The following is a 7173-nucleotide window of genomic DNA, read 5'->3' as shown; positions in this document are numbered from 1 at the left end:
ATGACAGTTTTTATAAAGACCTGTCAAACTTTCGGGTCTTTCGTCTCGCAAGCCACCGAAGCAACCTACTCGACCAACCACCCGCAACACTCATTAGCTACTAACTTCGCCGCCTTGTGTCGAGCCCTCGATTATGACACGCTTTTTTCTAAAAGCGCAACTTCTTTTTTTCTCAGAAGCCGCCGTCACTACCTCAAACCCCTCACCAGCCAAACTCAGCTACAAAACTGCGTGTCAGTCAGCGAGCCAGCCAGTATACGAGGGTTTTCGACTGGGAAGCAAGCCGCCGACAAAATTCTTTGTCACGCCTGTCAGGGCGCCAAGCTGAGTGGCGCCCCAGTGTCGCCAACTCGCTGAAGAGATTCATGCGTGGAGTCACGTTGCTAGGCAACTGCGGCTCGCACGCGGGTTCTCATGTGAGATATGAAGGATGCTGCCAAAGCGCCCCCCCACCATTCGTCCGCGCGGCTCTTCCCGAAGCACGGAGTAGCTATCGCCGCTTGCGGCTCCGGAAGGCGATCACCTCGCCCATGATGCCGCGTCGGAATGCGAGAACGCAGACCATGAAGATCAGCCCGGTCACGATCGTCACGGACTCTCCGAGGGTGCTGAACCAGTCAACCTTTGTCACCGACGCAAGAAGATTGCCCAACTCACCGATCTTGTTCTCCAGCGCCACCACCACCGTGGCGCCGACCAGCGGGCCCGACAACGTGCCCAGGCCGCCGAGCAGCGTCATCAGAATGACGGAGCCCGACGAGGACCAGTGCACATCGGTCAGCGTGGCAAATCCAAGGACGACCGTCTTGAGTGCGCCGGCCAGACCCGAAAGCGCGGCGGAGATCACGAAGGCCAACAGTTTCACACGGCCAACGTCATAACCAAGGGAAAGCGCCCTCGCCTCGTTCTCCTTGATCCCCTTGAGCAGTTGGCCGAACGGCGAGTGCACCGTGCGCACAATCAGCGCGAACGCCAGGGCCACGACAACAAGTGCCACGTAATACATCGTCAGGTCGCTCTGCAGACTGAGCACGCCGAACAGCTTTCCACGTGGCACGCCCTGCAGGCCGTCCTCGCCGCCCGTGAACGGTGCCTGCAGCGCAAAGAAGTAGACCATCTGGGCCAGCGCCAGCGTGATCATTGCGAAGTAGATCCCCTGTCGACGAATCGCCAGCATGCCGAAGACCCAGCCGAGCGCCGCGCCCACCGCTGTCCCGAGCAGCAACCCCAGTTCGGGGGTCAGCCCCCAGACCTTGATCGCATGACCGGCCACGTAGGCAGAACCGCCAAGAAAGGCAGCGTGCCCGAACGACAGCAGGCCCGTATACCCCAGCAAGAGATTGAAAGCCGCGGCAAACAGCGCGAAGCACATGAGCTTCATCACGAAGACCGGGTAGGCGCCCAGCCACGGTGCGGCCACCAACGCCGCCAGCAACAGGCCATAGCCCAAGGTGGATCTGGAGTTCATTGCGAGCGACACCTTTGCTACTTTTCCTTGCCGAACAGGCCTGCGGGACGCAGCAGCAGCACCACGACCATGATCACGAACACCACAGTGGAAGAGGCCTCGGGATAGAAGACCTTCGTCAAGCCTTCGATGACGCCCAAGCCGAGTCCGGTGAGGATTGCGCCCATGATCGAGCCCATCCCGCCAATGACGACCACGGCAAACACCACGATGATCAGGTTCTGCCCCATCAGCGGAGACACCTGTATGACGGGTGCCGCCAGGACACCCGCGAACGCGGCCAGCGCGACACCAAAGCCGTAGGTGAGCGTGATCATCAACGGCACGTTGACGCCAAAGGCCTCGACCAACCGCGGGTTCTCTGTACCCGCCCGTAGGTAGGCGCCCAGACGGGTCTTCTCGATCACGAACCAGGTGGCCAGGCACACCACGAGCGAAGCCACAACGACCCAGGCCCGATAGTTGGGCAGGATCATGAAGCCCAGGTTGGTGGCACCGGACAGCTGATCCGGCGCGTCGTACTGCAGACCGGAGACGCCATAGAAGGACCGAACGACACCTTCCACCAGCAGCGTGAGTCCCAAAGTCAGCAGCAATCCATAGAGATGGTCGAGCTTGTAGATCCAGCGAAGCAGCAGCCGCTCGATGACGACGCCCAGCAGCCCGACGATCAACGGCGCCAGGATCAGCATCCACCAGTAGCCGATGCCGAAGTAGTTCATCGCCGCCCAACTCAGGACGGCGCCGAGCATGAACAGCGCGCCATGGGCGAAGTTGATGACGTTGAGCAACCCAAAGATCACGGCAAGGCCGAGGCTCAGGATCGCATAGAACGATCCGTTGACAAGCCCCAGCAACAGCTGGCTCAGCAAGGCAGGAAGGGAAACGGTCATGTCATGGCGCTGGAAGAGACTGCCGACCGGGCCCGCACGGGAGACCCGGCACAAGAAACCGGCGGGACGAGCTGATGATTCAGCCGCGCGCGTCCATCACTTCCAGAGAGCGCACTTGCTCTCGGCCTTGGTGGTGAAGACCTGATCGCCCGGCAGCGTCTTGACGACCTTGAGGTAGTCCCAGGGCCGCTTCGATTCCGAGGGCTTCTTGGCCTCGACCAGGTACATGTCATGCACGAAGCGGCCATCGGCGCGGATCTGGCCCTTGGCGTAGAAGTCGCTGATGGTCATCTTCTTGAGTTGCTCCATCACCTTGTCGGAGTCGGTGGTCTTGGCAGCCTCGACAGCCTTGAGGTACGTCATCGTCGCCGAATAGTCGGCCGCCTGGATGTCCGTGGGCATGCGCTTGGTCTTGTCGAAGAAGCGCTGCGCCCACTTGCGAGAGTCGTCGTTCATATCCCAGTACCAGCTGGTGGTGTGCAGCAGGCCCTCGGTGTTCTTGAGGCCCAGGCTGTGGATGTCGGACAGGAAGACCAGCAGCCCCGCCGTCTTCATCGTCTTGTCGATGCCGAACTCCTTGGCGGCTTTGATGGAGTTGATGGTGTCGCCTCCCGCGTTGGCCAGGCCCAGGATCTGCGCCTTGGAGTTCTGCGCCTGCAGCAGGAAGGACGAGAAGTCGCTGGCGTTGAGCGGCGTGCGCACGGAGCCGACCACGGTACCGCCCTTCTCCTTGATGACCTTGGTGGTGTCCGCCTCGAGCGCGTGCCCGAATGCATAGTCGGCCGTCAGGAAGAACCAGCTCTTGCCGCCCTGGTCGACCACCGCTGCGCCGGTGCCCTTGGCCAGCGCGACCGTGTCGTAGGCATAGTGCACCGTGTAGGGCGTGCACTGCTCGTTGGTGAGGGCGGACGTCGCCGCGCCGTTGTTGAAGTACACCCGCTTCTTCTCGGCCGCCACCTTGGCCGTGGCGAGCGCCGTGCCGGAGTTGGTGCCACCGAAGACCATCGTCACACCCGCGGTGTCGATCCACTCGCGCGCCTTGGATGCGGCGATGTCCGCCTTGTTCTGGTGATCCGCAGTCAGCAGCTCGATCGGCTGGCCAAGTGCCTTGCCGCCGAAATCGTCGATGGCCATCTGGATCGCCGTCGCTCCGCCCTTGCCTTCCACATCCGAGTAAAGGCTCGACATGTCGGTGACGAGGCCGATCTTGACCTTTTCCTGCGCGAGCACCGGTGCGGCAAGGCCCAGCGCCAGGACAGCCGTCGCAACACGGGTAAGGGTGATCTTCATGGTGTGTCTCCTAGGGGTGAAATCGGAACGCGTGTGGGGTGCATCACACGCCGAGCAACTCGTTGAGCAGCGGCATCTTGGCGTCGAGCTGGGCTGCATCGAAGGACTCGACGACGCGGCCATGCTCCATGACATAGAAGCGGTCGGCCAGCGGCGCCGCGAAGCGGAAGTTCTGTTCGACCATGAGCACCGTGTAGCCCTTGGCGCGCAGCGTAGTGATCATGCGGGCGAGGGCCTGCACGATGACGGGGGCGAGGCCTTCCGAGATCTCGTCAAGCAGTAACAGCCGGGCCCCCGTGCGCAGGATGCGCGCGACAGCCAGCATCTGCTGCTCGCCGCCGGAGAGGCGTGTCCCCTGGCTATGGCGACGCTCCGCCAGGTTGGGGAACATGGCGTAGATCTCGTCCACCGACATGCCGGCGCCCACCCCTTTGAGTGGGGGCGGCAGCAGGAGGTTTTCCTCCGCCGACAGACTGGCAAAGATGCCCCGCTCCTCGGGGCAGTAGCCGATGCCATGATGGGCGATTCGGTGCGTGGGCAGCCCGATCGTCTCCTGTCCGCCGACCCGGATGCTGCCCTTGCGGGCGCCGGTCAGGCCCATGATGGCACGCAGCGTGGACGTGCGGCCGGCACCATTGCGGCCCAGCAAGGTGACGACCTCGCCAGGGTTCACATGAAGGTCCACGCCATGCAGCACATGCGACTCGCCATACCAGGCATGCAGGCCTTCGATGGCCAATGCGGGCGTGGTCATGAACGCTCCTTCGTGGCTGCGCATGCTGCAGCCGGATCACGTACCCAACCCGCGTGAGGCAACGAGGACTCGCGCATTCAGTGGGCTCCTTGCAGCTGGCCGTCGGTGGTGCCCATGTAGGCTTCCATGACCTGGGGATTGCGCGACACGGCGGAATAAGGTCCTTCGGCCAGAACGGCACCGCGCTGAAGCACGGTGATGGTGTCGGCGATGGTCGAGACCACGCTCATGTTGTGCTCGACCATCAGGATGGTGCGCCCGGCGGACACGCGCTTGATCAACTCGGCGACGCGATGCACGTCCTCATGGCCCATGCCCTGCGTGGGTTCGTCCAGCAGCATCAACTCAGGCTCCATGGCCAGCGTGGTTGCGATCTCGAGGGCACGCTTGCGCCCATAGGGAAGGTTCACCGCCAGGTCGTCGGCCATGGCCTCCAGGCCGACCTCGGCCAGGAGCTCACGTGCCCGGGCATTCAGTGGGACGAGCGTGCGGTCGCTCTTCCAGAAGTGGAAGGAGGTCCCAAGCGCCCGTTGCAGGGCGAGCCGCACGTTCTCCAGCACGGTCAGGTGCGGGAAGACCGCCGAGATCTGGAAGGAGCGGATGATGCCCCGGCGTGCGATCTGTGCCGGCCGCTCTCGGGTGATGTCGAGCGCGTTGAACAGGATCGTGCCCGACGTCGGCTCCAGGAACTTGGTGAGCAGGTTGAAGCAGGTGGTCTTGCCGGCACCGTTGGGGCCGATCAGTGCATGGATCGCGCCCCGCTGGACCCGGAGGTCGACCTTGCTGACCGCAGTGAAGCCCTTGAACTCCTTGGTGAGCTGCCGCGTCTCGAGAATGATGTCGCTCATCGGCGGGCCTCCTGCCGCTGCGCATCGAATCTTGGGGTCATGCGTCTCCGTCGTTGTCGTGCCAGGGGAGCCTGCATCGCAAGCCTCGAACGTTGGCGCATTGTTGGCAGCGGCTCCCTCGGCTGCTACTGGGGCAAATGCGGATGCTGCAGTGCAATGCGCGAAAAGCGCCGCAGCGCGGGCCCAGACCATTCCTTGGGAGCCACGGCCACGCCCACGGGTGAGCAGCTCCATGCCGCGCATGCGACAACGCCCGCCGGCGTGGCTGCCGGCGGGCGTTGTCTTGTCCGTTTCGCGTAACGCGGCGCGGCCGACGGGGCCCCGCCTCGTCTTCAGTGGGCGCCTGCCGCCGCGTCGCTTCCTGCTGCGCCCCTGGCGGGCCGCGCGATCCAGATGATCGGGATCAGCAGGATGAAGAGCACCGCCGACGCATAGAACAGATCCGCCGTGGCCAGCATGAAGGACTGTTGGTCCGCCAGCCGATTGATCTGCGCCAGCGCCTGCTCGGCGCTGAAACCGGCATTGCCGAACATCGACAGGGTTGCACTCGCGGCGGGGCTGCTCGGGTTGACGGCTTCGGCCAGTTGCGCATGGTGCAGCGCCGCGCGGTTCTCCCACAGCGTGGTCGAGATCGAGGTGCCCATCGCGCCTGCCGTGATGCGCGCAAAATTCGACAACCCCGACGCCGCGGGAATGCGCTCCGGAGGCAGCCCGGACAGCGTGATGGTCACCAACGGGATGAAGAAGAAGGCCATCGCGATACCCTGGATGAGCGTCGGGATCATGATCGTCTCGAAGTCCGTCTGCGTGGTGAAGTGCGAGCGCATCCACACCACCAGCGCGAACACGATGAAGGACATGGTCGCGTAGTAACGCGGATCGACCTTGCCCACCGTGAGGCCGACCATGGGCGACAGCACGATGGCGAACAGGCCGACCGGCGCCAGCACCATGCCCGCGCTCGTCGCCGTGTAGCCCATGTACTGCTGCAGCCACAGCGGCAGGATCACCACGTTCCCGAAGAACAGGCCGTAACCCACCGACGTGGCGAGCGCCCCCGACCAGAAGTTGCGGCGCTTGAAGAGCGACAGGTCGACCACCGGATGCTTCTCAGTCAACTCCCATGCCAGGAAGAACGCAAAGCCCACGACGGCCACGACCGCCAGCGCAATGATCTCGCCGGAATGGAACCAGTCGAGCTCCTTGCCCTTGTCCAGCATCAGCTGCAGCGCACCCACCCAGGCCACCAGCAGACCAAGGCCGATGGCGTCGATGGGCACGTGCCGCGTGGGCGTCTCGCGCTTGCGGTAGATGCTCCAGGTGACCGACGCCGCCAACAGGCCGACCGGCACGTTGATGAAGAAGATCCAGGGCCACGAGATGTTGTCGGTGATCCAGCCGCCCAGCAGCGGCCCCATCACCGGCGCCACGAGCGTGGTGATGGACCACATCGCCATGGCCAGGCCCGCCTTGGCCCGTGGATAGCTCGACAGCAACAGCGTCTGCGAAAGCGGGATCATCGGCCCCGCAACGAAGCCCTGCAGCGCCCGGAAGGCGATCAGCATCGTCATGTTGGGGGCCATGCCGCACAGCCACGAGCTCAGCACGAACAGCAGCACGCTGGCCATGAACAGCCGCACCTGACCGAAGCGCTGCGTCAGGAAGCCGGTGAGCGGCACGGCGATGGCATTGGCCACGCCGAAGCTGGTGATGACCCAGGTGCCCTGCGTCGGGCTGACGCCCAGGTCACCCGAGATGGCGGGCAGCGACACGTTCGCGATGGACGTGTCCAGCACATTCATGAAGGTGGCGGCTGATAGGGCAATGGTGCCCAGCACGCGCGCCGAGCCCTCCAGTGGCGCAATGGCGACCGGGGCCGCCTTCGGCTCAGAAGCAGCCATGGATGAAATTCCTGGCGGC

At 63.9% G+C, this 7173-nt stretch carries 7 protein-coding genes; 1 reads left to right on the top strand and 6 read right to left on the bottom strand.

Going from position 1 to position 7173, the window contains the following annotated elements; translation table 11 throughout:
* A partial coding sequence (locus tag DFR41_RS27895; RefSeq protein WP_211322629.1) for a hypothetical protein occupies positions 1-357 on the top strand: 357 nt, incomplete at its 5' end.
* A gap of 133 nt (positions 358-490) precedes the next feature.
* Here the strand turns inward: DFR41_RS27895 and DFR41_RS19730 are convergent.
* From DFR41_RS19730 to DFR41_RS19705, 6 genes are all read right to left on the bottom strand, one after another.
* Positions 491-1468: a branched-chain amino acid ABC transporter permease gene (locus DFR41_RS19730; RefSeq protein WP_017761174.1), complete on the bottom strand. Its 978-nt coding sequence runs from the start codon at positions 1466-1468 to the stop codon at positions 491-493.
* 17 nt (positions 1469-1485) lie between these two features.
* On the bottom strand, positions 1486-2361 hold the full coding sequence (locus DFR41_RS19725) for a branched-chain amino acid ABC transporter permease (RefSeq protein ID WP_114803985.1): 876 nt from the start codon (positions 2359-2361) through the stop codon (positions 1486-1488).
* A gap of 96 nt (positions 2362-2457) precedes the next feature.
* Positions 2458-3651, bottom strand: coding sequence for an ABC transporter substrate-binding protein (locus DFR41_RS19720; RefSeq protein ID WP_017761172.1), 1194 nt, complete (start codon positions 3649-3651; stop codon positions 2458-2460).
* A gap of 43 nt (positions 3652-3694) precedes the next feature.
* Positions 3695-4405, bottom strand: coding sequence for an ABC transporter ATP-binding protein (locus DFR41_RS19715; RefSeq protein WP_114803984.1), 711 nt, complete (start codon positions 4403-4405; stop codon positions 3695-3697).
* 77 nt (positions 4406-4482) lie between these two features.
* On the bottom strand, positions 4483-5253 hold the full coding sequence (locus tag DFR41_RS19710) for an ABC transporter ATP-binding protein (protein ID WP_017761170.1): 771 nt from the start codon (positions 5251-5253) through the stop codon (positions 4483-4485).
* Positions 5254-5585: 332 nt separating this feature from the next.
* Complete coding sequence (locus DFR41_RS19705) at positions 5586-7154, bottom strand: DHA2 family efflux MFS transporter permease subunit (RefSeq protein ID WP_017761169.1); 1569 nt, start codon at positions 7152-7154, stop codon at positions 5586-5588.
* Positions 7155-7173: the final 19 nt, after the last annotated feature.

It is taken from the genome of Pseudacidovorax intermedius (assembly GCF_003350475.1).
GTDB lineage: Bacteria > Pseudomonadota > Gammaproteobacteria > Burkholderiales > Burkholderiaceae_C > Xenophilus > Xenophilus intermedius.
Note: the sequence above shows the minus strand (reverse complement) of the source record. Positions and strands in the feature narration are given on the sequence as shown.